This window comes from Streptomyces sp. NPDC088097 (genome assembly GCF_044741845.1).
In the GTDB taxonomy this organism is placed as follows: Bacteria; Actinomycetota; Actinomycetes; order Streptomycetales; family Streptomycetaceae; genus Streptomyces.
Genome location: NZ_JBIUTJ010000005.1, coordinates 315,260 through 341,488, shown reverse-complemented (window position 1 = coordinate 341,488; position 26,229 = coordinate 315,260). Strand labels below are relative to the sequence as shown.

Here is a 26,229-nt window from a genome sequence, read left to right as displayed (position 1 = left end):
ACTGCCTGAACTACCCGGACCACCTGTAATGCCTGGACCACTTGGACTGGATCCGCTGCCTACACCGCATCACCGAGTCCACACCTGCGAACTTGCGACTCCCCGCGATCCTGCGCGGGGCCCTCCAGGTCCTACCGATCCCTCAACCCCTACGCCGCGAGCGCGAGCCGTCCCTGAACCTGACCCCGACCCTGCTCCTGACCCAGCACCTGGCCCTGACCCCGACCCTGCGCCTGAACCTGATCCCGTCCCGCGGACAACGGCACCTCGCGTACGGCGTCACCGGCGAGGGCGGCAGCGGTGGTCGAGCGGCGGACGGACGGGGACTTGCCGTGCGCCTCGGCGCGGATCCGCTGCTTGATCGTGGGCGGAAGCGAACCACCCCGCATCGTCTCCCTCCACGTCCGCCGCGCCACCACCGCCGACCGGCGCACCGAGGAAGCCGCAGGAGCGGAGACGGAAGCCGCGGCGGCGACCGGGGTCGCCTTGCCGCCGAGACCGAGGGCGGTCAGGAACGCGACGAGCGCCGCGAGGACGGTGGTCCAGATCGACGTGATGCTGCTGCGGTTGGTCATGACGAATGCCTCATTTCGCGATGTTCCGACGGACGGATCTGAATACATTCGTCATGATGTGGCCGCAACCGCAGGGCCCCCACGACGCGCGCCGATCTTCCGACAAACACCACCCGAAAGGCCCAAAAGGCACTTTTCGCGGTCCGACAAGCTCACGAGCAGACCGGTGTGGAGGCACCACGGAAGGCAAGCGGCACACGGCATCCACCTCCAGCACGAAACCGCCGTCGCCGCTCGGCGGATGTTCGCGCTCCACGACTCGGTCGAGCGAGTGGAACCCACGAACCGCGACCACGAACCGCGACCACGGACTCGCCCCGCCCCACCCCGCCCCGGGCCGCCCCACCCCAGGGCACGGAAACGGCCCCTGACCGTTCGTTCCGGTCAGGGGCCGTTCACCTGCGGTGGGTGTGGGATTTGAACCCACGGTGACATCGCTGCCACGACGGTTTTCAAGACCGTTCCCTTAGGCCGCTCGGGCAACCCACCTGGCCGGTACAGAGTACCGGGATGTGGGGGTGGGTGGGGTGGGGGATTTGCGGGGTGGGGGAGGGGACGGTGGGTCAGGTGGTGAGGAGGACTCCCGCGTACGAGGCCCCCGCCACCACCACCCAGGCGCCGAGGCCGAGGAGGGCCGCCCGGGGGCCGGTGCGGGCCATGGTGGGGAGGTGGACGGCGGTGCCCAAGCCGACCAGGGCCGCGGCGAGGAGCCCCTCCTGCGCGGTGTGCGCCAGGTCGAGCAGGGCTGGGGGGAGCAGCCCCGTGGCCCGGAGCGCCGCCGTCATGAGGAACCCGGCCACGAACAGCGGGACCGGGGCCGGCCGCTTCCCCGACGGGGTGCGGAGTCCGCGCCGGCGGGCCCGGAGCGAGAAGGCCACCGCCGCCACGAGCGGGGCCAGCAGCGCCACCCGCATCAGCTTGACCAGCACCGCCTCCCCCAGGGCGGCCGGTCCCGCGGTCTGGGCCGTCGCCACCACCTGGCCGACGTCATGGACGCTCGCGCCGACCCAGCGGCCGAACGCGACGTCGGTGAGCCCCAACGGGCCCTGGAGGAGCGGGAGCAGCGCGATCGCCAAGGTCCCGCAGAGGGTGACCAGGGCCACGGAGGCGGCCACGTCCTCCTCCTCGCTCCCGGACACCTCGCTCACCGCACCGATCGCCGAGGCCCCGCAGATCGCGTACCCGGTGGCGATCAACAGGGGCTGCTCGCCCGGGAGTCCGAGGCGCCGGCCCAGCCAGAGCGTGCCGAAGAAGGTCGCCGCGACCACCCCGGTCACCATCGCCACCGTCGCCCAGCCGAGTCGGACCACCTGGTCCAGGCCCAGGCCGAAGCCCAGCAGGACGATGCCGATCCGCATGAGACGCCGCCCGGCCAGGGACAGCCCCGGGCGGGCGGGGCCGCGCACGAGGTCCCGTACGCCGGGAACGTGGGCCGCCGCGATGCCGAGCACCACCGAGGCGGTCAGCATGGGGACGGCCGGGACCACGTGGTGCGCGCACCAGGCGAGGGCCGCTCCGGCCACGGCCAGACCCAAGCCGGGCCACGGGGTGGATGTTTCACGTGAAACACGGGCCGTCCGCAGCAGGGCCATCAGCCCGTCGGCTCCGGGTAGACCCGGCGGACACTGCTGCCCAACCGGGCCACGTCGGCCCCGTAGACGTGCACCGAGATGGCTTTCGTCCCGCAGGAGTTGCGGACCTTGTGGATGTCCCCCGGCGGCGCGAAGCCGCAGACCTCGCCCTGCTCGTTGACGACCTCCTCCGTCGCCACGAGACGGGCCGCGCCGCCGGCAGCGGGCGCCGGGGCGAGCCGGTAGCGAACCTCGCGCTCGGCGCCCTCGTGCACCCCGGCCACACACCAGGAGACGTGGTCGTGGATGGCGGTCTCCTGACCGGGCAGCCAGACCAGGGCCACCACGGAGAACCCTCCGTCCGGCTCGGTGTGCAGGACGTGCTGGCGGTACCGGTCGGGGTGGCCCTCGCGCTGATCGCAAGTGAGCAGGTCGGGCGCGCCGAGGTGCGGGGCGAGCCGCTCCCCGACCAGGTACGCGGTCAGATCGGGGGCCAGCCCCCGATCGACGACCTGGCGGATCTCGTGGACGAGGGCGGCCGTCCTCGCGGTCGTACGGGCCGGCGTGGTGGTGGTCATGCCAGCAGCGTCCGCCCGGGCACCCATCACGTCCAACGCCAGTTGTGACCTGAAATCCCAAGCCGGGCTTATGGATGGGGGTCAGCAGCCCACACGGTTCGAGGCGACCCGTCGGAGGTGCTCCAGGACCACGGCCGTGGCCGGGATCCGCAGGTGGTCGTGGTGGACGTACGCGGAGATGTGGCGGCGGGCGGGCGGATCGAGCACGCGACCGCAGACCCGGGTGAGGGAGAGCGAGGGCAGCACCAACGCGGGCGTCATCGCCACGCCGAGCCCCTGCGCGACCAGGCTCTGGACCACCAGGTTGTCATCGGTGGCGAAGCGGATGTCGGGGACGAAGCCCAGCTCGGCGCACTCGTGCAGCAGGTTCGCCCGGCAGCGCGGACAGCCCGCGATCCAGCGTTCCTCGGCGAGGTCGGCGAGGTGGACGGCCCGGCGCCGGGCCAGCGGGTGGCCGGTCGGCAGCAGTACCGTCAGCTGGTCTTCCAGCAGCCTGACCTCGGTGACCCCCTCGGGGATCTCCTCGTGCAGCCCCGGGTAGGTGAAGGCGAGGGTGATGTCGCACTCGCCGCTCTGGAGTCGGCGCAGGGATGCGGGCGGCTCGCCCTCCAGGAGTTCCACCTGGATGCCGGGGTGTTCCTTGGCGAGCCCGCTGAGCGCTTCCGGGACGAGGGTGGCGTTGGCGCTGGGGAATCCGCAGACCCGTACGCGCCCGGTGCGCAGTCGCGTGTACGCCTTCATCTGGGCCTCGGCGGCCGAGAGGCTCCCCAGGATGGACTCGGCGTGCCGGGCCAGGGACTCGCCGGCTTCCGTGAGCCGCATGTTCCGGCCCACGCGCGTGAACAGCGGGGTGCCGACGGCGCGGGCGAGCGCCTTCATCTGCTGGGTGACCGCCGGCTGGGTGTAGCCGAGCGCCCGGGCCGCCGCGGAGTACGAGCCCGCCGCGACCACTTCGTGGAATGTCCGTATGTGCCGTGAATCGAACACCTGCGAAGCATAAGCGGATGTTGGGAGGGGCCGTAGGCGGATTCCCGCCTACGGCCCCTCCCAACAAGCCATCGGATCGCGCTACTTGTCGCCGACCCGCGATCCCAGGGTGATGTCGACCGTGGACGGCTTGCCACCGCGCAGGTAGGTCATCTTCACCGTGTCACCCGGCTTGTGCGTCCAGATCAGGCTGATCAGGGTCGGGCCGCTGTCGACGGGCTTGCCGCCGAACTCGGTGATGATGTCGCCGGGCTTGAGGCCCGCCTTGCCGGCCGGACCGCTGGGGTCGACCAGCTCGTTGGCGGCGGCGCCCTGCTCGGAGATCTTCGCGCCGTCCACCTTGGCCTGGAGGTCCACGGAGACCGAGATCACCGGGTAGACCGGCTTGCCGGTCTGGATGAGCGACACCGCGACGTTCTTGGCCTGGTTGATCGGGATGGCGAAGCCCAGGCCGATCGAACCGGCCTGGCCGCCTCCGAAGCCGCCGTTGCCGGCGGACTGGATCGCCGAGTTGATGCCGATGACCGCGCCGTGGCCGTCGAGCAGCGGGCCACCGGAGTTGCCCGGGTTGATGGAGGCGTCCGTCTGGAGGGCGCTCATGTACGAGTTCTTGCCGCCGGAGCCGTCGCCCGAGGCCACCGGGCGGTTCTTGGCGCTGACGATGCCGGTGGTCACCGTGTTCGACAGGCCGAAGGGGGCGCCGATCGCGATGGTCGAGTCGCCCACCGCGACCTTGTCGGAGTCCCCGAGGGCCAGCGGCTTGAGGCCCGAGGGCGGGTTCTTCAGCTTGAGGACGGCGACGTCGTAGCCCTGGGCCCGGCCGACCACCTCGGCGTCGTACTTCTTGCCGTCGGAGAACGTCGCGGAGAGCTTGCCGCCGTTCGCCGCGGAGGCCACCACGTGGTTGTTCGTGAGGATGTGGCCCTGCTGGTCGTAGACGAAGCCGGTACCGGTGCCGCCCTCGCCGTCCCCGGCCGAGGCCTCGATGGTGACGACGCTGGGGAGCGCGGAGGCGGCCAACCCGGCGACGGAGGACGCGTCCCGCTTGAGGTCCTTCGGGGTGTTGCCCGCGGTGATCGTGGTCGAGCCGGAGCCGTGGTCGGTGCGCTGGGCCGCCCAGTAGCCGACGCCGCCGCCGATGCCGCCCGCGAGGAGGGCCGCCACCAGGACGGCCGCGACCAGGCCGCCCTTGCCCTTCGGCTTGGGCTGCGGGGTGCCGAGGGGCGCGCCCCAGACGTCGTGGCCGCCTCCCTGGCCGCCGTGGCCGCCTGCCTGGCCGTACGCGGGGACCTCGGGCGGCGGCGGGGGCCAGCCCTCGGCCCCGTACGCGGCGGCCGGCGCGCCGGGGTCCTGGGCGTGAGCCTGGGCCTGGGTCTGGTCGTGGGACTGCGTGCGGGTCTGGTCGTGCGGCTGGTCATGGCCGTCGGCCGGGCCCTGACCGTATCCCTGGCCGTAGGCCGGGGGCGCGGGGGGAGCCTGCGGGGTCGGCGGCAGCTGCTGGGTGTGCTCGATGCCCGGGGCGGAGACCGGAGGAGCCTGGGGCGGGGTCGCGGGCGCCGGGGTCGGCGGTGTCGGCTCCGGGGTCGCGGCGGCCACCGGCACAGGGGGTGCGGACGGGGCCGCGGGGGGCGTCGGGGCCGCGGTGCCCTCGTTCTCGGTGCTCACAGCGCTCTCTCCTCGTCACACACGGCGTACACGGCCTCTGCGGCCCGGCTCACACAGCTATGGGAAAAATCAGTCGGTAGCGGTCAGAAGTCGCTCCGGCATCGGTCCGACTGAACGTTCGACGTGCCGTACAAGTTCCAAGGCGAAGCCTTTCCCATGACCCGTCGGAGCACTGTAAGCCGGACCTGTGCGTCTCCCCCCCATCCTTTATCTCCGACATATCGGGCGCATCCCCAGGACTCACCCCGACGCACGACACCGCCTCGATGGCACCATGACCGGGTGACCCACGCAATGCCGCGCCCCATCCAGGTCGTCGCCCACCGCGGCGCCTCGGAGGAGGCCCCCGAGCACACCCTGGCCGCCTACCGCAGGGCCATCGAGGACGGTGCCGACGCGCTCGAATGCGACGTGCGACTGACCGCCGACGGCCACCTCGTCCTGGTCCACGACCGCCGGGTGAACCGCACCTCGAACGGCCGAGGCGCCGTCTCCGCCCTGGAGCTGGCCGACCTCGCCGCGCTCGACTTCGGCTCCTGGAAGGACCGCGAGGAGTCCCCCGACTGGGACGCCGACCCCGAGCGCACCTCCGTCCTCACCCTGGAGCGGCTGCTGGAGCTGGTGTCCGACGCCGGGCGCCCCGTCCAGCTCGCCATCGAGACGAAGCACCCGACCCGCTGGGCCGGACAGGTGGAGGAGCGGCTGCTCTTCCTCCTCAAGCGCTTCGGCCTGGACGCCCCGCCCGCCGAGGGTCCGCACCCGATCCGGGTCATGAGCTTCTCGGCGCGCTCGCTCCACCGCGTACGGGCAGCCACCCCGACGGTCCCGACCGTGTACCTGATGCAGTTCGTCTCGCCCCGGATGCGCGACGGGCGACTTCCCGCCGGGGTGCGGATCGCGGGTCCGGGGATGCGGATCGTCCGCAACCACCCCGGCTTCATCCGCAAGCTTCAGGCGGCGGGCCACCCCGTACACGTATGGACGGTGAACGAGCCCGAGGACGTTCAGCTCTGCGCTGATCTGGGCGTGGAGGCGATCATCACGAACAGACCGCGTCAGGTTCTGTCACAACTGGGGCGCTGACGCCCCTTTCCTCCCACCCGACCCAGCCGTCACGAGGCTCACAGGGAGTGCCCCGGCGCATCCGCTCCGCAATCACTGGTCATGAATGCGTCAGAGGTCCCTCTCGTGGCGGTTTCCGGTCCAGGCCATTGGGGCATCCAGATCATGGCGTGGGGCTAAGGAGGTTCCGGGGGTGGCGTTGGTGATGGCACAGGAAGTGCCCACGTCGTCGTACATGGACATATGCCATGGTCCGGCGGGGGTGGGCAAGGCGAGACGTCGCATGCGCGAACAGCTGCGCATCAGCGGAGTGTCCGAATCCGTCGTGGACGATGCCGTTCTGATCCTTTCCGAACTGCTCAGCAACGCCTGCCGACACGGCCGGCCGCTGGGCTCGCGGGAGGTCGGGGACGGCGAGGTGCGCGCCGCGTGGCGCATCGACAAGGCGGGGCGACTGACGGTCGAGGTCACGGACGGCGGCGGCCCCACCCGCCCGATCCCGGCCACGCCCTCGGTCACCGCGCGCGGCGGTCGGGGGCTGAACATCATCAGCGCCCTGGCCCAGGACTGGGGTGTCCGGGACGGAGCGGCGGGCGAGGTCACCGTATGGGTGGTCGTGGCCCGGGGGCCCCGGCACGAGGATTTCGCTACGCGCGTCGCTGCCCCGGCGATCGACTTCGCATCGGCCTTCGACGACCTGGATCCGTGACCCACGACGACCTGGGTCCACGACCCTGGACGACCTGGGTCCACGACCCTCGACGGCCTGGATCCGCGACCCTCGACGGCCTGGATCCGCGACGATCCGGGTCCGTGACCCGACAGCAGGACCGGACACCCGAACAGGCGGCCGTCCGGGAGCGCACGCCGACCGTGCTCCCGGCCGCACCCCGCCGGTCGCGGCGGTACGAACGGCTAGGCTCGCGCCAGAGAAACCGCCGTACCGCCGCAACCGGGAGACACCCACGATGGCCAAGAAGCGCCCCGCCGCGAAGACCGCGAAGCCGCAGCTCACGAACGGGGAAATCCCGGTGGTGGGCGCTCGCGAGCCCTGCCCCTGCGGATCCGGGCGCCGCTACAAGGCCTGCCACGGCGCCGCCGCCGCGCACGCCGTCACCGAGCACGTGCAGCGCCCCTTCGAGGGCCTGCCGGGCGAGTGCGACTGGGTCGCGCTGCGCGAGCTGGTCCCCGCGGCCACCATCCCGCTCACCCTCAAGGGCGGTCTGCCCGAGGGCGTTCCCTCCGTCACGCTGGTGACCGTACTGCCCATGGCCTGGCCGGCCCTGCGCCGCGAGGACGGTTCCGTCCTGATCGGCCTGCAGAACGAGTCCACCACCGGGGACCTGGCCCGCGACATGGCCGACACCCTGGAGCGCGCGCTCGTCGCGGAACCGGGTACTCCGGTTCCGGCCCGCCGCGTTCCGGCCGAGGGTCCCCGACTTCAGGATCTCCTGGACCTCGACGGCGTTTTCGAGCCGGTTGTCCACAGCGGGTTCGAATTCTGGCTCCCGGAGACGGACGACGCCCAGAACGCGAGCCCGGAGATCGCCGCCTCGCTGGAGCGCGCCAACGCCGCCGCCATTCCGACCGTCAAGCTCGCCGGCGTCGACGCGTCCTACTGGTGCGAGACCCCGGACAAGAACCACCTGCGCTGGGTCATGCCGCACCCCGAGGAGAAGCTGCTCGACGCCCTCGCGCGGCTGCACGCGGCGGGCACCTCCTCGCTCGGCGAGGGCACCAAGCTCGTCGGTTCCTTCCGCGCACACGGTCTGATGGTTCCGGTCTGGGACCTGCCCACCGGGGTCTCGGCCGACGACGTGGAGAAGCCCGCCGCCGAACTGGCGGAGCGCCTCGCCGCGGCCCTGGCCACGGACGCCCCGCTGACCTCGGACGAGCGCCGCGCACGCGGTGGCCTCACGAACCGTCAGGTCACCCTGAGCTGACGCGACGGCTCCTCGCGGGGCGGCTCACGAGCCGCCTTCCGAGGCGCAGTCGCACCCGCGCGCCGGACTCCCCGCAGGTCCGGGCGGGTGCGGTGACAGGAGTCACAACTCCCTCTGATCGCCTGCAAATCGATGTCCGAATATCAGAGATCGAATTTGCGTACCGGCGATCTCTTGTTACCGTTCTTGTAGCCCGGTCGCTGGTGCATCCCCCGTCGCCAGCGACCGGGCCCTTGATTTTCAGGCGGTGCTCAACCGTCTCGCGGGGCCGGTGAGTTGCTCCCGGACCGCAGGAGCAGCCGCCCTTCATCATCCGGAACTGCAAACTCCGCTACGGCCGAGTAGCCCTCCGGAGTCCCCACCGAATCGTCCCGGGGCGTCTCGCACAGCCCCGGCTCGTCCCCCGCGCCCACCGCACAGCGGATCTGCGTGGTGCGCCCGGCCGGCCCCATCACCGTCAACACGGCGTCCAGTGCCCGCCCGCTCGTGTTGCGGTAGTAGCTGCGGGCCCAGGTCTGCCCCTCGCCCCGCAGGACGCAGGTCTGCGCCTCCAGCCCCTGCGGGGCGGACAGTTCGGGTCCGCAGCGGGAATCCGTACGGGGCTGCTCGGCCGGACCGGGCCCCTCGGGAGCGGCGGCGGGCCGCGCCTTGCCCTGCGTACGGGAGGGGTCGGACAGGCCGAGCGAGGAGAGCAACCCCCGGCCTTTTCCGTCGCCCTGACCAGCGAAATCCGGCCCGGCGATCGCTCCTGCCAGGGGGAGCGACAAGATGATCAACACACCGGCGCCGATACCGATCAGGCGGAGATTCATTCGCCGAAGATAGCGACGCGGGAAAGGGCCACGGAGGCCCCCGCGCCCAATTCCCTTGGAAACCGGCCGTACTGGCACCCGTACGAGTGACGCGCACGCAACGCCCGGGCGCGCGCGGCCCGGGACGCGCCTGAACGCGAGGCCCGGCGAACGGGCCCCGCGCCGCTCAGTACGCGAGTCTGCTGCCGCCGTCCGGCGCCCCGCTGCCGGCCTCCACCAGCGCGTCCACGACCGCCTCCACCTCGGGCAGCCAGAGCCTCTCGGGGCCTTCCTCCGGCGGCCGTTCCCAGCGGACCCGCCCGCCGGAGGAGGCCGCGGAGGGCGGCAACAGGAGGTACCCGCCCTCGCCGTGGAAGCGCAGCGAGGAGGGCACGTGGTCCTTCGCGTAGAGGAGTTCGCCCAGTCGCTCCAGGGAGTACGGGGCCACCATCAGGGACCAGCGCGTGGGCGTCGCCACGACCGGCCCCAGCCGCAGGCCCCGCGCGTCCAGCCGTACGAGGGCCCGTGCGGCCGCCTCGGCCGGCAGGCTCATCGCGCACGGCGCCGCCCCTCCCGTGGCCAGCAGCACGGGGGCGTTGGGCCGCCGGGCCCACCACCAGCCGATCATCCGGGGGTCCGTGGTGGCGGCGAGCAGCCCGGGGTCGAAGGGGTGCGCGCCGGGTACGACGCAGTCGGGGTCGGGGCACGCGCAGCGGGAACTGTCGCCGTTCGCCCGACCCACGCCGGGCAGTACGGGCCAGTTCCAGGCGGAGGCACAGGTCAGAGCCGCTTCGAGGGGGGTCCGGGGCTCACCGGGACGGGGTCGGGAATCACGCCGGGACGCGGCGCGCGAGCGGTGTCGGGGGTCGGCTCCCGTGTCGGAACCCGGGGCGGGGCCCGAGCCGGGGTCGGAGCCGGAGTCGGATCCCGGGTCGGAACCCGGTTCGGATCGGGGGTCGTTGGCGCGCAGGAGTTTCAAGCGATCGCGGAGCCGCTGGAGACGCCTTCCGAGGATCTCGCGCATGAGCGCTCGTTCCTTTCCGTTGAACGCCGAAGGGCCACATCACACCATGTGTCGGGTGTTTCACCACACGTACACGTTTCGCGTTACTGTCCGCCATAAGCAGGTTCACACGGTTCGTGCGGTTTCGTACGGGTCCATCAAACGTCCGGCGGGGGATGAACGCGACCCGCACCGGTGCCGAGACCGGCCGCCGCCCTAAGGACGACAGCCCGCTCCGGGTGGTTCCCGGACGTCCCGGGGGTGTCGGCCGAAACGCCAACTGGCCCCGGGCACTGGCGATTACGTACCCCTACTCCCCGAGGGGCCCGCCCAGTCGACCGCAAAAACCGTCTGCTTGCCGCTTTTTCCGGCCAAGTTTTGCCCCAGGCTCGACCGTGAGTCGCCGTCCCACGGACACCAGGATTCCCACCTGGACAATGCTGGACATCGCTCCTTGTGTGCGTGTAGATGTGGATCCATTGATGGCGGCGCAGCACGATCTGGGGGTTTGCGATGCTATATGGCGAATCGCACCAGGTGGAAAGGTGGACGCCATGAGCGCCCCGCATCTGCCGAAAGTGGCTGGAATCGATCCAGCAGTTACAGCGTCAGCGCACACTGCGGCGCCCACGCCCGTCTCCACGTCCAGTTCCACCTCCACCCCCGCTTCCCCACGCACCACCCCCGCCCAGGCCGTTCCGCCTGCGGCGAGCAGCGTCATCCAGGACCGGCTGGCCGGCATGGTCTCCGACCTCACCACCCTCCACGAACTCACCGAGCGCCTCGCCCGGACCGCTGACCTCCACTCCTCCCTGCGAGAATTCCTGCGTGCCGGCGCCGCGCTCGTCGGCGCCCGACGCGGCCTGATCGTCCTGGAGCCCTCCGACGGCCTCGGCCCCAGCACCACCATCGGCCTGGGCTTGGGCCGCGCCGACCTCGGCCACATCGAGACGGTGCCGCGCAGCGCCACCTCGTACGGCCGCATCCTCGACGGACTCCCCGACGCCCACGGCGGCTCCGAGGTCCTCCCCGAGCCGGGCGCCGCGCCCGCCGCGCCGGGAACCGGCGGCTACGAACCCCCCGTCGACCCCCGCCACCGCGAGGTCGCGGCCCGGCTGGGCTACGCCGCCAGCTACGCGCTGGCGCTGAGCGCCGACGCCACCGGACGACTGGGTGCGGCGGTCTGGCTCTACGACGAACAGGCCGAGCCGAACGACCGCCAGCGCGATCTGGTGGGCCTCTACGTCCGGCACGCGTCCGAGCACCTGGCGCGGATGCTGGAGGTGGATCGTTCCCGCACGCGGTTGGCCGTCGTCGCCGAGGAACTGCTGCCGAGCCGGCTCCCCCGGATCCCCGGCGTGCAGCTCGCGGCCCGGCACCACACCGGCCCGCGCGGGGGTGGCGACTGGTACGACGCCCTGCCGCTGCCCGAGGGCGCGATGGGGCTGGCCGTCGGATCCGTCACCGGATCCGGCCCGAGCGCCGTCGCCGCGATGGGACGCCTGCGGGCCTCACTGCGCGCGTACGCCGTCATGGAGGGGGAGGACCCGGTCGCGGTCCTGTCCGACCTGGAGCTGCTGCTGCGGCTGACCGAGCCCGCGCGCTCGGCGACCGCGCTGTTCGCGTACTGCGAGCCGGCCGCGCGCAAGATCATCCTGGCCGGGGCGGGGCACACCCCGCCGCTGCTCATCGGCGAGCGGCGGACCGAGTACGTGGAGACCTCCCTCTCCGCGCCGCTCGGGATGCTGGCCTGCTGGGAGGCTCCGAGCGTGGAGATCGAGCCCGCGCCCGGAGAAACGGTGCTGCTCTACACGGACGGGCTGCTGCGCCGTACCGGTGACCCCATGGACCGGGCGTACGCGCGGCTCCACGCGGCGGCGGCCGGGGTCCCCCGCGCCGTTCGGGACGACCCGGCCGCCCTCTGCGACCACATCCTGCGGACGGTGCTGCCCGACGAGGACCCGGACGCGCCCGGCAAGGACCCCGACGAGGACGTCGTCCTGCTCGCGGCACGCTTCGACTGACGGCGCGGCGACGGTCGCGCGGGTACGCGCGGATCCGTTCGGAGACGTGCGGATGGACGCGGCGACGGTCGCGCGGGCAGGAGCGGCGCCCGGTATGACTTATATGTCACAGCAGCGGTCGGGTGCCGCCCCCTCCCACCTACGATGAAGTGGGTCCGTACCCGGACCAAGCGTGTATGTCGTACCTGCGTGTCGTAGCTGAGGAGAAGACGTGGCTGACGAGCTCACCCCGGAGACCCCGGAAGAAGAGCAGCCCCAGAAGAAGCACAAGCAGCGCAAGAACGGGCTGTACCCGGGCGTCAGCGAAGAACTCGCGGAGAGCATGCGCACCGGCTGGGCCGACACCGAGCTGCACGGCCTGGAGCCCATCGCGCAGGCAGGCCACACCGCCGCCCGCCGCGCCGCGCTGTCCGCGCGCTTCCCCGGCGAGCGCCTGGTGATCCCGGCGGGCCGGCTGAAGACCCGCTCGAACGACACCGAGTACCCCTTCCGCGCGTCCACCGAGTACGCGTACCTCACCGGCGACCAGACCGAGAACGGCGTCCTGGTGCTGGAGCCCACGGGCCCGACCGGACACACCGCCACGATCTACCTGCTGCCGCGCTCCGACCGTGAGAACGGTGAGTTCTGGCTGTCCGGCCAGGGCGAACTGTGGGTCGGCCGCCGGCACTCCCTCACCGAGGCGGAGCAGCTCCTCGGCATCCCCGCGAAGGACGTGCGCAAGCTCGCCGACTCCCTGGCCGAGGCAGAGGGACCGGTCCGCGTGGTGCGCGCCCACGACGCCGTCGTGGAGAAGGCGCTGGCCGACAAGGTCACCGCCGAGCGCGACGCGGAGCTGCGCGTCCACCTCTCCGAAGCCCGCCTGGTGAAGGACGCCTTCGAGATCGGCGAGCTCCAGAAGGCCGTCGACTCGACCGTGCGCGGCTTCGAGGACGTCGTGAAGGTCATGGACAAGGCCGAGGCCACCTCCGAGCGCTACCTGGAGGGCACCTTCTTCCTGCGCGCGCGGGTCGAGGGCAACGACGTCGGCTACGGCTCCATCTGCGCCGCCGGCCCGCACGCCTGCACCCTGCACTGGGTCCGCAACGACGGCGCCGTGCGCTCGGGCGACCTGCTGCTGCTCGACGCCGGCGTGGAGACCCACACCCTCTACACCGCCGACGTCACCCGCACGCTGCCGATCAACGGCACGTACACCGACATCCAGCGCAAGATCTACGACGCGGTGTACGAGGCCCAGGAAGCCGGCATCGCCGCGGTGAAGCCGGGCGCCAAGTTCCGCGACTTCCACGACGCCTCGCAGCACGTGCTCGCCGAGAAGCTCGTCGAGTGGGGCCTCGTCGAGGGTCCGGTCGACCGCGTCCTGGAGCTGGGCCTCCAGCGCCGCTGGACCCTCCACGGCACCGGGCACATGCTCGGCATGGACGTCCACGACTGCGCGGCCGCGCGCACCGAGGCGTACGTCGCCGGCACGCTGGAGCCGGGCGTCTGCCTGACCGTCGAGCCGGGTCTGTACTTCCAGGCCGACGACCTGACCGTGCCCGAGGAGTACCGCGGCATCGGCGTCCGGATCGAGGACGACATCCTCGTCACCGAGGACGGCAACCGGAACCTGTCGGCCGGGCTGCCCCGCACCTCGGTCGAGGTCGAGGCCTGGATGGCGCGGCTCAAGGGCTGACCCGCACGATCGCCGAAGGGCGGTGTTCCGACGTCGGAACACCGCCCTTCGGCGTGGCTCCACCAGGCCCGGCGGGACGGTGACGACAGGATCTAGCAGACCCTCAGCAGCGCTCCGTCGCGGGACTTCAGCATCTTGTCGAAGCTCACCACGGCTCCCCGGCCGGGCCGGTTGCGGAAGCGGACGTGGTCGACGAGTTCCTCGATCAGGTGCAGTCCCCGGCCGCCCTCGGCGAGAGAGGGTCTGCGGCGGGCCACCGTCGCGGGCGGGAATCCGGGCCCGGAATCCGTCACCTCGATGCGGCAACGGTCCCCGTCCAGATAGGCCGTGACGTGGTACGCCTCGGTCCCGTCCGGGGTCCGGCCGACGGGCGGGACAGGACCCTCGTCAAGGCCGCCGTGTTCCACCGCGTTCGCACACGCCTCGGTCAGCGCCACCGACAGGTCGTAGGAGATGTCCGGGTCGACCCCCGCGGTCTCCATCGTCCCGAGCAGCAGCCGCCGTGCGAGCGGCACGCTCGCGGCTTCGCGCCTCAAGTGGAGAGACCACCAGATGCTCATACGGTTACCTATTGCCGCCCACGGGGGGTCATAAGCCCCCCGGAGCCGGCAGAGCCCTCGTTCGGCCGATGCGGCCCACGGGACGGCCGTGTATGCGACCGGCGGCGCCGGGCCCAACCGCCCCTTCGGTACCTGCCGTATGCAGGGCCTAAGCGCAGTGCGATGATGGCCCGGCCATGACTGCCCCCCACACGACGCGCGCCGGAGCCGGCCTCCGGTGGATCCGGGCCGCGGTGTTCACCGCGGTCTGTGTCGTGCTGTCCGCGGTGGGACACGTCGTGGCCTCCTGCGCGAGCGTGCCCTGGTGGTCCCTGGCCCTGGCCTTCGCCGGGGTGCTCGCGATCGCGGTCCCCCTCGCGGGACGCCGCCGATCGCTGCCCGGGATCGCCGCCGGGCTCACCGTCGGCCAGCTCGCGCTGCACGCCCTGTTCGGCCTCGGCCAGCACGGCGCCGGGACACCGGCCGCCGACCCCGACACCTCGCTCGCGGCGCTCGCCGCCCAGCTCGTGTGCGGGGGCAACTCCGTACCGCCGAGCCCGGCCGACGCCCGACGGATCGTCGAGGCCGCCGGACTGGACCCGGCCGCCCTGGCCGGCCACGCCGCCCAGGGGCACATGACCCACGCCCACATGGGCGAGGCCGCCACGGCTCCCGCGCTCGGCCTCTTCAGCCCGGCCATGACGATCGGCCACCTGCTGGCCGCCCTCGCCGCCGGCTGGCTGCTGGGCCGGGGCGACGCCGCGCTGTTCCGGATCGTCGCGCTGTCCCGGCTCTCCGCCGAAGCCGACCCGGTACGTCCGCTGCGCGCCGCGCTGTTCCTCGTGCGCGCCCTCGCGGCCGGACTCCCGGGCACGCCCGCGCGCGGCCCCCTCGTACGCCGGACCCCGGTCGAACCGGCCGTCGCGACCGGACGGGACGCACTCCAGCACACGGTGATCAGGCGCGGGCCGCCGACGACCTTCGCCCTCGCGGCCTGACGCGGCACCTCCACTCCCCGGGACACACGACGGGAACACCGGTGCCGCGACCTCCGCGCGCGTCCGTGCGCGGAGCCACCGTCACCACTGTTTCCCTCGGAGCGTTTCTGCCATGAAGGCCTCTCGCATGTCCTCCCGCCTGTCCTTCGCCGCGGCCCTCGCCGCCGGCTCCGTGCTGGTCCTGTCCGCGCCCGCCTTCGCCCACGTCGGCGTCCAGCCGGAGGGGGCCGCCGCCAAGGGCGGCTACGCGGTCATCAACTTCAAGGTGCCCAACGAGCGCGACAACGCCTCCACCACGCAGCTGGAGGTCAACTTCCCGATCGACCAGCCGCTCACGTCCGTCATGCCCCAGGACGTCCCCGGCTGGACCGTGACGGTCGAGAAGAGCAAGCTCGACAAGCCGCTGACTGTGCACGGCAAGCAGATCAACGAGGCCGTCACCAAGGTGACCTGGGCCGGCGGCAAGATCGAGCCCGGCAAGTTCCAGCAGTTCCCGGTCTCCGTGGGCAAGCTCCCCGAGAACACCGACCAGATGGTCTTCAAGGCGATCCAGACGTACGACAACAACGAGGTCGTCCGCTGGATCGAGGAGAGCAAGGCCGGTGCGGCCGAGCCGCAGACCCCGGCGCCGGTGCTGAAGCTGACCGCCGCCGCCGCGGACGACCACCACGACGCCGATGGCGCGAAGACCGACGAGGCCAAGAACACGGACGCCCACGCCAAGGACGGCACCCACGACGAGGCCGCCGCCAAGGGCTCCGACACGACCGCGCGCGCCCTCGGCATCGCGGGCATCGTGATCGGCCTCGGTGGCGTGGCCTTCGGCGTCGCCTCGCGCCGCCGCGCCTCCTGAACCCGAACGCCTCGGCGCCCGTAGCGTCTGGCGTTCCACGACATCCGCACCATCCCCGATCCCAGGGACATCCCTTCATGCGCACCACACGTGTGACGGCCGCCGCCCTCGTGGCGGCGGCCGCCCTCGCCCTCTCCGCCTGTGTCACCTCGACCGAGAAGGACACCGGCTCGGTCACCCAGATCACGGGCACCGACAAGAAGGCCGGGGCGGCGGCGACCGTCCTCGACCGCCCCTTCGCCAAGCCCGAGCTGGTCCTGACCGACACCACGGGCAAGCCGTGGAACCTGCGCGAGCAGACCAAGGGCCGGCCGACGCTGATCTATTTCGGCTACACCAACTGCCCCGACGTGTGCCCTCTGACGATGAGCAACATCGCCGTCGCCAAGAAGGCGCTCCCCAAGGAGGACCAGGACAAGCTCCGGGTCGTCTTCGTCACCACCGACCCCGAACGGGACACTCCCGAGTCCCTCGGCGCGTGGCTCAAGTCCCAGGACCCGTCCTTCGTCGGGCTGACCGGGGACTTCGCCACCATCCAGGCCGCCGCACGCTCGCTCGGCATCGGTATCGAGGCCGCCAAGAAGGAGGCCAACGGCGACGTCGTCTCCATGCACGGCGCCCAGGTCATCGCGTTCTCGCCCAAGACCGACGAGGGCTACGTCCTCTACGGCGAGAGCGCGGGCGTCGACGACTACACCAAGGACCTGCCGAAGCTCGTCAAGGGAGAGAACCCGTGAACACCCGCGCCACCCGCATCCTCGCCGTCACCCTCTCCCTGACGGCGGCGCTCGCCATATCCGGCTGCTCGTCCGACGCGGACGGTGCCGGTTCCGGCTCGGCCAAGCCGAAGATGACCGTCTCCGGGGGCTACATGCCCGAACCGGTCAACGACAAGATGGCCGGCGCCTTCATGATCGTCAAGAACGACTCGGGCACCGCCGACAAACTGACCGGCATCACCAGTCCGCTCTCGGACGATCTCCAGATCCACGAGACCAAGGACCAGACGATGCGGCAGGTCCAGTCCCTGGACGTGCCGGCCAACGGTGAGCTGGCCCTGGACCGCGGCGGCAACCACGTCATGTTCATGGGTCTCAAGAACCAGCCCAAGGTCGGCGACAAGGTCACCGTCGAGCTGCGCTTCGAGAAGGCCGATCCGGTCGAGGTCGAGCTGGACGTCAAGGACCGGACGTACAAAGCACCGAGCACCAACGCCCACTGACGGACGGAACTGACACGCCATGACGGCCATCGCCCCCGCTCCTTCCCCGGCCCGCGCCCGCGCCACGGCGGTACTGCCCCGGCTGGCGCTGGTGCTCGCCGCCCTGCTCGCGGCGCTGTTCGCCGCGGCCGCACCGGCCACGGCGCACGCCGCGCTCACCGCGAGCGACCCCAAGGACGGGGCGGTGGTCGCCACGGCACCCGCCCAGGTGACCCTCTCGTTCTCCGAGCAGGTCGCCATGGGGGACGACTCCATCCGCGTCATGGACCCCCAGGGGAAGCGGGTGGACACCGGTGAACTGCGGGACATGTGCAGCGGATCGACCATCCGCTACGGCACCGCCCTGCACTCCGGCTTGCCCGACGGTACGTACACCGTCGCCTGGCAGGCCATATCCGCCGACAGCCATCCGGTCTCCGGCGCGTTCACCTTCTCCGTCGGTGCTCCCTCCGCGACCGCCGTCTCGCTGCCCACCCAACAGGTGGGCGGCGGGCCCGTCGGCATCGCCTACGGGATCGCCCGTTACGCCGCCTACGCCGGGTTCACCGTGCTCGTCGGCGGAGCCGCCTTCGTCCTGCTGTGCTGGAGGCGCGGCTCCTCCGAGCGGCCGCTGCAGAAGCTGGTGATGCGCGGCTGGGTCACCGTCACCGCCGCCACCCTGGCGATGCTGGTCCTGCGGAACCCGTACACGGGTTCCGGGAAGTTCGCCGACGTCTTCGACCTGAACGGCCTCAGGGCCGTGCTGGAGACCAAGGCCGGGGCATCGCTCGTCTCCCGACTGCTGCTGCTCGGTGCGGCGGCGCTGTTCGTCGCCGTGCTCTTCGGGGCCTACGCGCGCCGCCGCCAGGAGGCGGACGGCGCGGGGACGGACGGCGCGGAGGCCTCCGCCGAGCAGGCTCGGGACACGAGCGACCTGGTCTTCGGGCTCGGGATCGGCGGGACGGTCGTGGCCGCCGGCATCGCCGCCACCTGGGCCCTGGCCGAGCACGCCTCGACCGGCATCCAGACCGCCGTCGCGATGCCGGTGGACATCCTGCACCTGCTGGCCGTGGCCACCTGGCTCGGCGGCCTCGCCGCGCTCTTGGTGGCCCTGCACAAGGTGCCGGACATCGAGCGGGAGGCCGTACGGCGGTTCTCCAAGGTGGCCTTCGTCAGCGTCGTGGTCCTCGCCGTGACCGGCGTGTACCAGTCCTGGCGGCAGCTCGGAAGCTGGTCGGCGCTGACCGACACCAGTTATGGCCGCCTCCTCCTCATCAAGGTCGGTCTGGTCGCCGTACTGGTCGCCGTCGCCTTCCTCTCTCGCACATGGACCGCCCGGCTGGCGCAGGTACCGTCGGAAGCGCCGGCCGAGGTCCTCGCCGCGGTCAAGGCGGGGGGCCCGGCGGGAGGCACGGCAAGGGGCGCCGCCGGAGGGGATGTTTCACGTGAAACCGGGGCCGATGTTTCACGTGAAACATCGGCCGGTCCGGACGCCTCCATCGATCCCCGACGGGCCGCCCAGCTGGCCCGCCAGCACGCCGCACGTGACAAGGCCCGCGAGAAGCAGGTGCGCGACGCGGATCCCGAGCGCGGGGGCCTGCGTCGCTCCGTGCTCGCGGAGGCGGGGGTGGCCGTCGTCCTGCTGGCCGTCACCACCGTCCTGACCAGCACCGAGCCGGGACGGACCGCGGAGCAGGAGGCCGGCCGGAACCAGGCCTCCACCGCCGTACCCAACCGCGCGATCAAGATCACCCTGCCCTACGACACGGGCGGCCAGAACGGAAAGGGCTCCGTCCGACTGGAGCTGGACCCCGGCCGCGTCGGCGCCAACACCCTCCACCTGTGGGCGGACGATCCCGGCGGCAAGCCCGTCGACCTCCCCGAGATCAAGGTCTCCTTCACCCTTCCGGCCAAGGAGATCGGCCCGCTGCCGGTCCTCCCGGACCGGCTCACTCCCGGACACTGGAGCGCGTCCGGGGTGCAGCTGCCCCTCGCGGGTGAATGGCGCATCGACGTGATCGTCCGTACCTCCGACATCGACCAGACCACCGTGCAGAAGAACGTGAAGATCGGCTGAGCAGCGTGACCGACAGCAACGGGAGCAATCCCGACATCGAGATCTCCCGGCGCCGACTGCTGGGCACGGTCGGCGCCGCCGGCGCCGTCGGGCTCGCGCTCGGCGGAACGGGCGGCGCCCTCGTGCACTCCGCGGTCGCCGGTACCCCGGCCGGGGGCGCCCCCGGCTCGGCCGGGGCCCTCGGCTCGCTGGGTGCCACCCGCGTCTCCTTCGAGGGGAACCACCAGGCGGGCATCACCACCCCGCTCCAGGCCAAGGGGCACGTGGTCGCCTTCGACCTCGCGCCCGGCGCCGGTCGTACGGAGGCCGCCGCGCTGATGCGCCGCTGGTCCGAGACCGCCCGGCGGCTCATGGCCGGGGAGACCGCCCCGAACGACGACAGCGGGATCGCCCGTGACGCGGGGCCGTCCTCCCTCACCCTGACCTTCGGCTTCGGCCACTCCTTCTTCGAGCGCACCGGCCTGACCGCCCGTCGCCCTGCCGCCTTGGACCCGTTGCCGGACTTCTCCGCGGACCGGCTCGATCCCCAGCGCGGCAACGGCGACCTCTGGGTGCAGATCGGCGCCGACGACGGACTCGTGGCCTTCCACGCCCTGCGCGCCGTACAGAAGGGCGCCGGGCAGGCGGCCCGCGTGCGCTGGCAGATGAACGGCTTCAACCGGTCGCCCGGCGCCACCGCCGCCCCCATGACCGCGCGGAACCTGATGGGGCAGGTCGACGGCACGGCCAACCCGAAGCCCGCCGACGCCGACTTCGACAAGCGGATCTTCGTCCCGGGCGCGGGGCCGGGCCCGGCCGAACACGCCTGGATGGCCGGCGGTTCGTACGCCGTCGTGCGCCGGATCCGCATGCTGCTCGACGACTGGGACAAGCAGTCGTTGGCCCAGCAGGAGCAGGTCATCGGCCGGACGAAGGCCACCGGAGCCCCGCTGACCGGTGGCACCGAGACCACCAAGATGGCGCTGGACAAGATCGGCCCGGACGGGAAGCCGGTCGTCGCCTCCAACGCCCACGCCCGCATCTCCGCCCCGGAACAGAACGGCGGGGCCGCCATGCTCCGGCGGCCCTTCTCCTTCCACGACGGGATCGCCGCCGACGGCACACCCGACGCCGGATTGCTCTTCATCTGCTGGCAGGCCGACCCGCTGCGCGGATTCGTACCGGTCCAGCGGAAGCTCGACCGGGGTGACGCGCTGTCGGAGTTCATCCGTCACGAGTCCAGCGGCCTGTACGCGGTACCGCCCGGCCCCGGGGCCGGGGAGTACGTCGGGCAGCGCCTGCTCGAAGGGTGAACAGCACGGCGGTGGGCCACTGCCCGGCATTAGGCTGACCGCATGTCGGCCACCCGCTTCACCTACCTCGGTCCCGAGGGCACCTTCACCGAAGCCGCCCTCCGCACTCTGCCGGAAGCCGCCACTCGGGAGCTCGTCCCGATGGTGTCGGTCCCCGCCGCCCTGGACGCCGTCCGCAACGGCGAGGCCGCGGCCGCGCTCGTGCCGATCGAGAACTCGGTGGAAGGCGGGGTCACCGCCACCCTGGACGAGTTGGCCTCCGGCGAACCCCTGATGATCTACCGCGAGGTGCTGCTGCCCATCGCGTTCGCACTGCTCGTGCGCCCCGGGACCAAGCTGTCGGACGTCAAGACCGTCACCGGGCACCCGGTCGCGCAGCCCCAGGTGCGCAACTGGCTGCGGACTCACCTGCCGGAGGCCGTGTGGGAATCGGCCGCGTCCAACGCCGACGGCGCCCGGCTGGTCCAGGAGGGACGCTTCGACGCCGCCTTCGCCGGCGAGTTCGCCGCCGTCACCTACGGGCTGGAGGCGCTGGTCACCGAGATCCACGACGCGCAGAACGCCGAGACCCGCTTCGTGCTCGTCGGTCGGCCCGCCCGACCGGCCGCGCCGACCGGTGCCGACAAGACCTCCGTCGTGCTGTGGCTCGGCGACGACCACCCCGGCGCCCTGCTGGAACTCCTCCAGGAGTTCGCGGTCCGAGGGGTGAACCTGATGCTGATCCAGTCCCGTCCCACGGGCGAGGGCATCGGCAACTACTGCTTCGCCGTGGACGCCGAAGGCCACATCTCCGACCGACGGGTCAGCGAGGCCCTGATGGGCCTCAAGCGGACCTGTCCGCAGGTCCGCTTCCTCGGCTCCTACCCCCGTGCGGGTGTCGCTCTGAGTGAGGTCCGCGCCGCACGAGCGGGTACGTCCGACTCCGCTTTCACCGAGGCGTCCGACTGGCTGGCACGCTGTCTCGACGGTCGGGCGTAGCCCCGGAGGGGCCGAGCCCGGGCTGCGGCCCGGGTCTCCCGCGGGAGTTATCCACTGTCCACAGAGTTATCCACAGGACGAGATGGGGACCTGGGGACAAGTCGACAGTGCAACCCCACAAGGTCGACAAATCGGCCGGGTGACTCAGGTTTCGCGCTGGGGAGCGACAGGTGAACAGCGTCACCCCTCTATCACCGATCAACTCTTTGGGGCGAGCCATTCCCACCCGAATGAGCGTGTGAGGGTGGTTTGAACCCTGTTCGGCCGTAGCGACTCACGGATCGCTATTGATCTCAATACATGTCCACAGATGCGGCACACAGCCTGTGGATAAGCTGCCTTCCCAGCGAATTCCTGTGGACAAAGGACGACCTCCGGCCCTGCTCAAGGCCCACCGGCGGGTGCGGATGTGCCCCTTTTCGGAGAATGGACCCGCTTTTATCGAGCGTGCCGGCAGACCCGGGAACGACCCTCGCCGGGGCGCCGATCCGACCTTCATCCGGTCGCCGGACAACTGGTTTACATTCACAGCAATTCGGACATAGCGACACGCAGCGTGATATCGGTGTGATCCGACGAAGCCCGGCCCGGTAGCCTGGAGGGGTGATTGACCTCCGGCTGCTCCGTGAAGACCCTGACCGTGTCCGCGCCTCGCAGCGCGCCCGTGGAGAGGACGTCGGCCTCGTCGACGCGCTGCTCTCCGCCGACGAGCGCCGCAGGTCCTCCGGCATGCGCTTCGACGAACTGCGCAGTGAGCAGAAGACGCTCGGCAAGCTCATCCCCAAGGCCTCTCCCGAGGAGCGGGCCGAGCTGCTGACCAAGGCCGAGCAGCTCAAGCAGGACGTCCGGGCCGCCGAGGCCGAGCAGAACGAGGCCGACGAAGCCGCGAAGTCCCTCCTGCTCCAGCTCGGCAACGTCGTCCACGTCGACGTCCCGGTCGGCGGCGAAGAGGACTTCACCGTCCTGGAGACGCACGGCACGATCCGCGACTTCGCGGCGGAGGGCTTCGAGCCCAAGGACCACCTGGAACTGGGCGAGTCGCTCGGCGCCATCGACGTGGAACGCGGGGCCAAGGTCTCCGGCTCGCGCTTCTACTACCTCACCGGCGTCGGCGCCCTGCTGGAGCTGGCCCTGGTGAACGCCTCCATCGCGCAGGCCACCGAGGCCGGCTTCATCCCGATGCTCACCCCCGCGCTGGTCCGCCCGCGCGCCATGGAGGGCACCGGCTTCCTCGGCCAGGCCGCGGAGAACGTGTACCACCTGGAGAAGGACGACTTCTATCTGGTCGGCACCTCAGAGGTCCCGCTCGCCGCGTACCACATGGACGAGATCATCGACGCCGACAAGCTGCCCCTGCGGTACGCCGGCTTCTCCCCGTGCTTCCGCCGCGAGGCCGGTACGTACGGCAAGGACACCCGCGGCATCTTCCGCGTGCACCAGTTCGACAAGGTCGAGATGTTCTCGTACGTCGCGCCGGAGGAGGCCGAGGCGGAGCACCAGCGGCTCCTGGAGTGGGAGAAGCAGTGGCTGACCAGCCTGGAGCTGCCGTTCCAGGTCATCGACGTGGCCACCGGGGACCTCGGTTCGTCCGCCTCGCGCAAGTTCGACTGCGAGGCCTGGATCCCCACCCAGGGCAAGTTCCGCGAGCTGACCTCCGCCTCGAACTGTGACGGCTTCCAGGCCCGCCGCCTGTCGATCCGCTACCGCGAGGGCAAGAAGACCGCCCCGCTGTCGACGCTGAACGGCACCCTGTGCGCCGTCCCGCGCACCATCGTGGCGATCCTGGAGAACCACCAGCAGGCCGACGGCACGGTCCGCGTTCCCCCGGTGCTCCGTCCGTACCTGGGCGGCCGCGAGTTCCTGGAGCCGATCGCCAAGTGACCCCGGCCCCGTTCCCGTACAAGCTCGTCGCGACGGACCTCGACGGCACGCTCCTGCGCGACGACGACACCGTCTCCGAACGCACCCGTGAGGCGCTCGTCGCCGCCACCGCGGCGGGCGCGGCGCACATCATCGTCACCGGCCGAGCCGTGCCCTGGACCCGGCACGTCCTCGACGACCTCGGCTACAAGGGCATCGCCGTGTGCGGGCAGGGCGCGCAGCTCTACGACGCGGGATCGCACCGGCTGCTGACCTCGGTGACGCTGGACCGGCAACTGGCCGGCCTGGCGCTGTCGAAGATGGAGGCCGAGGTGGGCCCGCTGGCGATCGCGGCCAGCCGGGACGGGGTGGACGGCGAGGTGCTGTTCGGGCCCGGATACCAGGTGCAGGAGGGCCTGCCGGCCCTCTACCTGGAGGACACGGCGGCCGTCTGGACCGCACCGCTGAACAAGCTGTACATCCAGCATCCGGGGATGGGCGACGACGAGCTCGTCAAGGCGGGGCGCGCGATCGTGGGCAGCCTCGTCGACATCGTCATGGCCGGTCCGGGCGTCGTGGAGATCCTGCCCCTGGGGCTGAGCAAGGCGACCGGTCTCTCCCTGGCCGCCCGTCGGCTCGGGGTGAAGGCGGCGGAGACCATCGCCTTCGGGGACATGCCCAACGACATCCCGATGTTCGGCTGGGCGGCGCACGGCGTCGCGATGGCCAACGCCCACTCGGAGCTGAAGGCCGTGGCCGACGAGGTGACGACCTCCAACCAGGAGGACGGCATCGCCGTGGTCCTGGAGCGTCTGCTGGGCGCCGCGTAGCCCGCGGGACGACGAGTACGGGAAGTCCGGGACGGCCCGCGCCGCGAGGCGCGCTCGAAGTGGCCGCCCCGGACTTTTTGTTGCTCCCCGCACAACCCACTCTGCCCCCGCCGCACGCCCCGTACCAGCGAATTTCGTCCCGCCCCGGGCGCACGCCCGGCCCCTCTGCCGAACGACGGATGGTTCGGGACGGGGGCCGCTCGTAGGGTCGCCCCGTAACCGTGGATCCGCGCGCCCCGTACGCCCCGTCATTGGCCGTCGCCTCCGCGCTGTCCCTGGGCGGCTCCCTCGCACGGGTGCCCGAGCTGTGGACGCTGTCCGGCATGGCGTTGCTGCTGCCGCTCCTCGCCCTGGTGGCCCGTTGGTCGCCGCCGCGGACCGCTCTGGGCATCGCGGCGGTGGCCCTGTGGCCGGTCCCCCTGGTGTGGGGGGCCGGGTCGTGGCTGGAGGCCTGTGGGGCGGCTGCCTTCTGGTCGCTGCCCGCCTTCGCCGCGGTGGCCGGAGCCCATCTGCGCCGCCAGGCGGACCGGACCCGAAAGGCCCGTGGGGACGCGCGGCGCGACCAGCGGCTCGAACTGGCCCACGATCTCCATGACTTCGTCGCGCACGACGTGAGCGCCATCGTCGTACAGGCGCAGGCGGCCCGGTTCGTCGCGGACAGCGATCCGGGCCAGGCCGTCCGGGCGTTGGAGCGCATCGAGGCGGCCGGGCTGAGCGCGCCGGCCTCGATGGACCGGACGGTGCACGCGCTGCGCGAGGCCGGTGGGGGACCGACCGGCCCGACCCCCGGGATCGCCGAACTGCCCGCGTTGGTGGGGCGGTTCGAGGGTGGCGTGTGGGAGGCCGAGGAACAGGCGCTCGCCGCGCTGTCCCGGGAGGCGGGCACCACCGCGTACCGGGTGGCCGTGGAGGCGTTGACGAACGTACGGCGACACGCGCCCGGAGCGGACGCGGTACGCGTGGTCGTGCGTCGGGCCCCGGCCGGGACAGAGCTGAGCGTGGCCAACACCGCCCCGCCCCGCGGCTCCCGGGCGCGCCTCGGCCTGCGGCGGCGCGGCGGCACCGGACTCGTGGGCCTGCGGGAGCGGGTGGCGGCAGCGGGCGGCACGTTCGGCGCCGGACCGGACGCGGAGGGCGGGTGGCGGGTTTCGGCGGTCTTCCCGACCGTCGGGCCCCCTCAGCGGTGATCATGAGGGCGGGACCACACGCATCCTGATAGCCGACGACCAAGAGGACATCCGCAGCGGATTCCGGCTGATCCTCGATTCTCAGCCGGACATGACCGTCGTGGGGGAGGCGGCGGACGGGGAGAGCGCGGTGGCCTTGGCCGGACATCCGCATGCCGAAGCTGGACGGGCTGGAGGTGACCCGCCTGCTGTCCCCCGGACCCGGGTCGTGGTGGTCACCACCTTCGACCTGGACGAATACGTGCACACCGCTCTGCGCAACGGCGCATGCGGCTTCCGGCTGAAGCGGGAGCCGGCCCCGCCACCCTGACCGGGCGTGAGCTGGAGAGCGTACGGCTGATGGCCCGAGGGCTGACGAACGCGGAGATCGGTGCGGAGCTGTGCATCACCGCCGGGACGGCGAAGACCAGGATCGCGAACGTGCAGGCCAAGCTGGGGGCTCGGAACAGGGTCGGGATCGCGGCGTGGGCCTGGGCGCACGGGGTACTGGGGCCGGCGGACCCCGGACGGTCGTGAGGACCTCGCTCGATGTTTCAC

23 protein-coding genes, 1 tRNA gene and 1 pseudogene are annotated in these 26,229 nt (G+C 71.9%); 16 read left to right on the top strand and 9 right to left on the bottom strand.

What is annotated here, in order from left to right; translation table 11 throughout:
- Positions 1 to 149: 149 nt before the first annotated feature.
- The 6 genes from ACIOD1_RS18970 to ACIOD1_RS18945 form a co-directional block, all read right to left on the bottom strand.
- Positions 150 to 575 carry a DUF6344 domain-containing protein gene (locus ACIOD1_RS18970; RefSeq protein WP_365622036.1) on the bottom strand — a complete coding sequence of 142 codons (426 nt, stop codon included), beginning with the start codon at positions 573 to 575 and terminating at the stop codon, positions 150 to 152.
- Between the two features lie 402 nt (positions 576 to 977).
- Positions 978 to 1,064 (bottom strand) — tRNA-Ser (locus ACIOD1_RS18965).
- Positions 1,065 to 1,138: 74 nt separating this feature from the next.
- Positions 1,139 to 2,167, bottom strand: coding sequence for a YeiH family protein (locus ACIOD1_RS18960; protein ID WP_401903457.1), 1,029 nt, complete (start codon positions 2,165 to 2,167; stop codon positions 1,139 to 1,141).
- Positions 2,167 to 2,724, bottom strand: a complete 558-nt coding sequence (locus ACIOD1_RS18955; protein ID WP_401903454.1) for a cysteine dioxygenase — start codon at positions 2,722 to 2,724, stop codon at positions 2,167 to 2,169. The genes ACIOD1_RS18960 and ACIOD1_RS18955 overlap by 1 nt, the downstream gene beginning before the upstream one ends.
- A gap of 81 nt (positions 2,725 to 2,805) precedes the next feature.
- The gene (locus ACIOD1_RS18950; RefSeq protein ID WP_365622027.1) at positions 2,806 to 3,711 is read right to left on the bottom strand and encodes a LysR family transcriptional regulator; all 906 of its coding nucleotides are present in this window, start codon (positions 3,709 to 3,711) and stop codon (positions 2,806 to 2,808) included.
- An 81-nt stretch (positions 3,712 to 3,792) separates the two neighbouring features.
- A complete protein-coding gene (locus ACIOD1_RS18945; protein WP_401903452.1) occupies positions 3,793 to 5,376 on the bottom strand; it encodes a S1C family serine protease in 1,584 nt (527 codons plus the stop codon).
- Positions 5,377 to 5,670: 294 nt separating this feature from the next.
- Here ACIOD1_RS18945 and ACIOD1_RS18940 point away from each other — a divergent pair, with 294 nt between their 5' ends.
- From ACIOD1_RS18940 to ACIOD1_RS18930, 3 genes are all read left to right on the top strand, one after another.
- Positions 5,671 to 6,459 carry a glycerophosphodiester phosphodiesterase gene (locus tag ACIOD1_RS18940; RefSeq protein ID WP_365622315.1) on the top strand — a complete coding sequence of 263 codons (789 nt, stop codon included), beginning with the start codon at positions 5,671 to 5,673 and terminating at the stop codon, positions 6,457 to 6,459.
- 85 nt (positions 6,460 to 6,544) lie between these two features.
- Positions 6,545 to 7,147: an ATP-binding protein gene (locus ACIOD1_RS18935; protein ID WP_401903450.1), complete on the top strand. Its 603-nt coding sequence runs from the start codon at positions 6,545 to 6,547 to the stop codon at positions 7,145 to 7,147.
- A 259-nt stretch (positions 7,148 to 7,406) separates the two neighbouring features.
- The gene (locus tag ACIOD1_RS18930; protein WP_365622018.1) at positions 7,407 to 8,381 is read left to right on the top strand and encodes a DUF5926 family protein; all 975 of its coding nucleotides are present in this window, start codon (positions 7,407 to 7,409) and stop codon (positions 8,379 to 8,381) included.
- A 251-nt stretch (positions 8,382 to 8,632) separates the two neighbouring features.
- On the opposite strand, the gene ACIOD1_RS18925 is transcribed toward ACIOD1_RS18930, so the two are convergent.
- Entirely contained in the window at positions 8,633 to 9,193 is a 561-nt protein-coding gene (locus ACIOD1_RS18925) for a hypothetical protein (RefSeq protein ID WP_365622015.1), read from the bottom strand.
- Positions 9,194 to 9,359: 166 nt separating this feature from the next.
- Positions 9,360 to 9,956, bottom strand: coding sequence for a bifunctional DNA primase/polymerase (locus ACIOD1_RS18920; protein ID WP_401903563.1), 597 nt, complete (start codon positions 9,954 to 9,956; stop codon positions 9,360 to 9,362).
- A 656-nt stretch (positions 9,957 to 10,612) separates the two neighbouring features.
- Between ACIOD1_RS18920 and ACIOD1_RS18915 the strand changes: the two genes are divergently transcribed.
- Complete coding sequence (locus tag ACIOD1_RS18915; RefSeq protein WP_401903446.1) at positions 10,613 to 12,199, top strand: PP2C family protein-serine/threonine phosphatase; 1,587 nt, start codon at positions 10,613 to 10,615, stop codon at positions 12,197 to 12,199.
- Between the two features lie 211 nt (positions 12,200 to 12,410).
- Positions 12,411 to 13,877 carry an aminopeptidase P family protein gene (locus ACIOD1_RS18910; RefSeq protein ID WP_401903443.1) on the top strand — a complete coding sequence of 489 codons (1,467 nt, stop codon included), beginning with the start codon at positions 12,411 to 12,413 and terminating at the stop codon, positions 13,875 to 13,877.
- A 92-nt stretch (positions 13,878 to 13,969) separates the two neighbouring features.
- On the opposite strand, the gene ACIOD1_RS18905 is transcribed toward ACIOD1_RS18910, so the two are convergent.
- A complete protein-coding gene (locus ACIOD1_RS18905; RefSeq protein ID WP_365622006.1) occupies positions 13,970 to 14,437 on the bottom strand; it encodes an ATP-binding protein in 468 nt (155 codons plus the stop codon).
- A 176-nt stretch (positions 14,438 to 14,613) separates the two neighbouring features.
- Here ACIOD1_RS18905 and ACIOD1_RS18900 point away from each other — a divergent pair, with 176 nt between their 5' ends.
- The 11 genes and pseudogenes from ACIOD1_RS18900 to ACIOD1_RS18850 all read left to right on the top strand — a co-directional run bounded on the left by ACIOD1_RS18900 (position 14,614) and on the right by ACIOD1_RS18850 (position 26,208).
- The gene (locus tag ACIOD1_RS18900; protein WP_401903441.1) at positions 14,614 to 15,414 is read left to right on the top strand and encodes a hypothetical protein; all 801 of its coding nucleotides are present in this window, start codon (positions 14,614 to 14,616) and stop codon (positions 15,412 to 15,414) included.
- Between the two features lie 112 nt (positions 15,415 to 15,526).
- Positions 15,527 to 16,267 carry a YcnI family protein gene (locus tag ACIOD1_RS18895; protein ID WP_401903438.1) on the top strand — a complete coding sequence of 247 codons (741 nt, stop codon included), beginning with the start codon at positions 15,527 to 15,529 and terminating at the stop codon, positions 16,265 to 16,267.
- Between the two features lie 77 nt (positions 16,268 to 16,344).
- Complete coding sequence (locus tag ACIOD1_RS18890; RefSeq protein WP_365621997.1) at positions 16,345 to 17,004, top strand: SCO family protein; 660 nt, start codon at positions 16,345 to 16,347, stop codon at positions 17,002 to 17,004.
- The gene (locus tag ACIOD1_RS18885) at positions 17,001 to 17,489 is read left to right on the top strand and encodes a copper chaperone PCu(A)C (protein ID WP_365621994.1); all 489 of its coding nucleotides are present in this window, start codon (positions 17,001 to 17,003) and stop codon (positions 17,487 to 17,489) included. The genes ACIOD1_RS18890 and ACIOD1_RS18885 overlap by 4 nt, the downstream gene beginning before the upstream one ends.
- A 19-nt stretch (positions 17,490 to 17,508) precedes the next feature.
- Complete coding sequence (locus tag ACIOD1_RS18880; RefSeq protein WP_401903435.1) at positions 17,509 to 19,545, top strand: copper resistance protein CopC; 2,037 nt, start codon at positions 17,509 to 17,511, stop codon at positions 19,543 to 19,545.
- Positions 19,546 to 19,550: 5 nt separating this feature from the next.
- Positions 19,551 to 20,837: an iron uptake transporter deferrochelatase/peroxidase subunit gene (gene efeB, locus ACIOD1_RS18875; RefSeq protein ID WP_401903433.1), complete on the top strand. Its 1,287-nt coding sequence runs from the start codon at positions 19,551 to 19,553 to the stop codon at positions 20,835 to 20,837.
- Between the two features lie 42 nt (positions 20,838 to 20,879).
- Entirely contained in the window at positions 20,880 to 21,815 is a 936-nt protein-coding gene (gene pheA, locus ACIOD1_RS18870) for a prephenate dehydratase (protein WP_365621986.1), read from the top strand.
- Positions 21,816 to 22,418: 603 nt separating this feature from the next.
- Positions 22,419 to 23,696 carry a serine--tRNA ligase gene (gene serS, locus ACIOD1_RS18865; protein WP_401903431.1) on the top strand — a complete coding sequence of 426 codons (1,278 nt, stop codon included), beginning with the start codon at positions 22,419 to 22,421 and terminating at the stop codon, positions 23,694 to 23,696.
- Complete coding sequence (locus ACIOD1_RS18860; protein ID WP_365621980.1) at positions 23,693 to 24,505, top strand: HAD family hydrolase; 813 nt, start codon at positions 23,693 to 23,695, stop codon at positions 24,503 to 24,505. The genes serS and ACIOD1_RS18860 overlap by 4 nt, the downstream gene beginning before the upstream one ends.
- A gap of 221 nt (positions 24,506 to 24,726) precedes the next feature.
- Positions 24,727 to 25,692, top strand: coding sequence for a sensor histidine kinase (locus tag ACIOD1_RS18855; protein ID WP_401903428.1), 966 nt, complete (start codon positions 24,727 to 24,729; stop codon positions 25,690 to 25,692).
- A 22-nt stretch (positions 25,693 to 25,714) separates the two neighbouring features.
- Positions 25,715 to 26,208, top strand: a pseudogene (locus ACIOD1_RS18850) (response regulator transcription factor).
- The last annotated feature ends 21 nt before the right edge of the window (positions 26,209 to 26,229 follow it).